Raw genomic sequence first — 3,057 nt, forward strand, 5'->3', positions numbered from 1 at the left:
CTGCCGCTACCGGGCGGGCGCGCGGGCGCGGCGGGCGCGGCGGGCGCGGACTGCACACTGTCACGTCCACGTTCCGGGAACGGGTCGAATCCCTGCGTGGGCTCTCCGGTGTAGAACGGCGATCCCGGGGCCGGCCCGGGGTCCGTCCCGGGGCCGGCGCCTGCCGCACGCCCCCGAGCAGCCGGGTCCGCACCACGACCATGCGCGGCCGGGTTCACACCGCGGCTGTGCGCGGTCGACCCCGAGGCCCGGTCGGGAAAACCCCGCTCAGGAGAACGCTGCACAACGGTGGTCGCGTCAAGCGGATCAAGACCACCGAACCCGCGGGCCCCCTGCGGATCTGGGCGGCTGCCGGGACGGGCCTGCGTATGGAGGGGATCGACGGCAGCCGACCCCGGCCCACGATGCGTCGGTGCAAGTGGGCTGGAACCACGCGCCACCGGATGTCCGCCGGCGGCTGGCGCAGGACCGAAACCAGCAGCTTCCCCCGGCGCGTTGCCGACTGGACCGGCCTGCTTCCCCGGCCCGGCCCGCCCCGCGGGGGACGGCCCCGGCCCATGGCTGCCGGGCGCGTGACCGCTGAGTCCGTTAGTGCCGGCAGATGAGCCGTTCCTGGAGGAGCTGCCCGACAGGGTGGCGAAAGCAACTAATCCATTACCTGCGGTAAGCGTCCGTGCCCGACCGAACGTGAGTCGCTCGTCTCCACGGTCCGCCTGACCCGGCCCTACCACACCCGGCCGGGACGGCGGCGAACCGGGCACCGGCCGCTGTGGCGCATCCGCCCCGCGCCGGGGCGAACCCGCCGCCGCGTGCGGCGGCCACGTCTCCTCGTCGTCACCGTCCGCCACCCCACGCGGCTCCCCCCGCGGGTCGCTTCGAGGATCACCTCGTCGGCCGCCCCGGGGGTCGGAGTCTCCTCGGACCACGCGGGCATCCTCCGGTCAGGTTCGCACGGCGGCGGTTGTGCCGATGTCGTCGGAACAGCGATATTAAGCGTATCCGCCATAGGTTTCCGCGGCACAACCCACCCGGATCCTCACGGTCATATCCTGACACTACGTAATCAACCTATAGCCGGATCATCCGGATCATCCGGGTCCTCATCACTAACACAGGAACCTGGGGATCTGGGCCTCCTGGAACCCGCCGGACCGGCTTCGCAATACGGCGACCCACGCATCGCCTCACGCACCGGACCACAGCGCACCGGACCACAGCGCATGGGACAGTCAGAGCTTCGGACGATGACGCTCGAGGATAGCTGTGAGGTCCAGCCCCGCCGGAAGGGTTCCGAACGCGTATCCTCCACCGCCTTCCAGGCGCGAGGCACAGAACGCGTCCGCCACCGCCGGAGTGCTGTAGCGGACCAGCAACGCGGCCTGCAGCACGAGCGCCATCCGCTCGACGAGCCGGCGGGCACCGTATTCGTCGACCGCCGCGAGCTCACGGCGCAGGCTGCGGGCAGCCTCGTCCAGCCGGCGGTCGCTGCCCGCGACAGCGTCGATCTCGTCGTCGAACGCCTCGACACACCCGGGCTCACGACCCATCGCCCGCAGGACGTCCAGAGCGTTGATGTTTCCCGTGCCCTCCCAGATCGAGTTGAGCGGAGCCTCCCGATAAGCGCGGGGCATTCCCGACTCCTCGACGTAGCCGTTTCCACCCAGGCACTCCAGGGCCTCGGCCAGGTGCGAGGGGCCGCGCTTGCACACGTGGAACTTCGCCACGGCAGTACCGAAACGCCTGATCGCCCGCTCCGAGTCGGCCGGGGCAGCGCCACCGGTGGATGCACTGCCGGTGGATGCGCCCCCGGCGGGGCGCGCCGGCCTGGAGTCGAGGGTCGCCGCCAGCCGTATTCCGAGCACCAGGGCGGCCTCGGCCTCCACCGCCAGGTCCGCCAGCACGTTGCGGGCCAGCGGAGCGTCGAGGACATACCGGCCGAAGGCGCGCCGGTGGGCGGCGTGGTGCAGCGCCTGGGCCACGCCGAAGCGCATCAGCGCGGCCGTCCCCAGCACGCAGTCGAGCCGGGTCAGCGCGACCATCTCCACGATCGTGGCAACCCCGCGTCCCTCCTCGCCGAGCAGCCAGCCGGTCGTGCCGGCGAACTCGACCTCCGACGACGCGTTCGACCGGTTGCCCAGCTTGTCCTTGAGCCGCTGCAGCCTGAAGACGTTGCGGGTCCCGTCGGGCAGCACCCTGGGAACGACGAAACACGACAACCCGCCAGGAGCCTGCGCCAGCACGCAGAACACGTCGTTCATGGGCGCCGAACAGAACCACTTGTGCCCGGTGATGGCATACGTACCGTCGTCGCCGCTCCGGCGGACGGCGCGGGTCAGGTTCGCGCGGACGTCGGACCCGCCCTGCTTCTCCGTCATCGCCATACCGGCGAGCACACCGGCCTTGGCCGCGGACGGGCGCAGCCCCGGATCGTAGTGCGGGGCGGTCAGCAGCGGCTCCCACCGCGCGGCGAGATCCGGGTCAACCCGCAACGCGGGAACGGCCGCGTAGGTCATCGAGATCGGGCAGGTGTGCCCGGCGTCCACCTGGGACCAGATCATCATGGCGGCGGCGCGGGCCACGTGTGCTCCGGGTATCGGGTTACGCCACGGACCGCCAGCGATACCGCTGCGTACCGCGACCGTCATCAACTCGTGGTAGGCGGGATGGAACCGGACCTCGTCCACTCGGTAGCCGTAACGGTCATGGGTGTGCAGCTCGGGCGGGTAGAGGTTGGCCGCCTCACCCCATTCCCGGGCCCGGGCCGAGCCGGCGAGGCGTCCCAGGGCCGACAGCTCGTCCACAGCCCACCCCGCACCGTGGCGGTGCACCGCCTCGACGAGAGCCGTGTCCGTGGTGAAGGCGTCGTAGCCGACGAGCGGCGGAACCTGGTTGACGACCTCGTGAGTGGACAGGACGTCACGGCTGGTCGGTACCGCGTGATTCGCTGGTACTCCGTAAGCCGCCGGTACGTGGATATCCGACATCCCAACCTCCCCGGCCGAACGCCCGGTGCCTCCTGCGGCACCGGTGCCGCAGTTGCAGCATCGTCGTATCGGT

General features: G+C 71.1%; 1 protein-coding gene. It reads right to left on the reverse strand.

All coding sequences use genetic code 11. The features are described from left to right. Positions 1 to 1,229: 1,229 nt before the first annotated feature. Positions 1,230 to 2,984, reverse strand: coding sequence for an acyl-CoA dehydrogenase family protein (locus DD1DGNOD_RS25720; RefSeq protein ID WP_131768896.1), 1,755 nt, complete (start codon positions 2,982 to 2,984; stop codon positions 1,230 to 1,232). Positions 2,985 to 3,057: the final 73 nt, after the last annotated feature.

The sequence above is a fragment of the Candidatus Protofrankia californiensis genome, from assembly GCF_900634765.1.
In the GTDB taxonomy this organism is placed as follows: Bacteria; Actinomycetota; Actinomycetes; order Frankiales; family Frankiaceae; genus Protofrankia; species Protofrankia californiensis.

Coding starts and splice junctions, on each gene's coding strand:
- DD1DGNOD_RS25720 (WP_131768896.1), bottom strand. CDS start 2,984: ATGTCGGATATCCACGTACCGGCGGCTTACGGAGTACCAGCGAATCAC.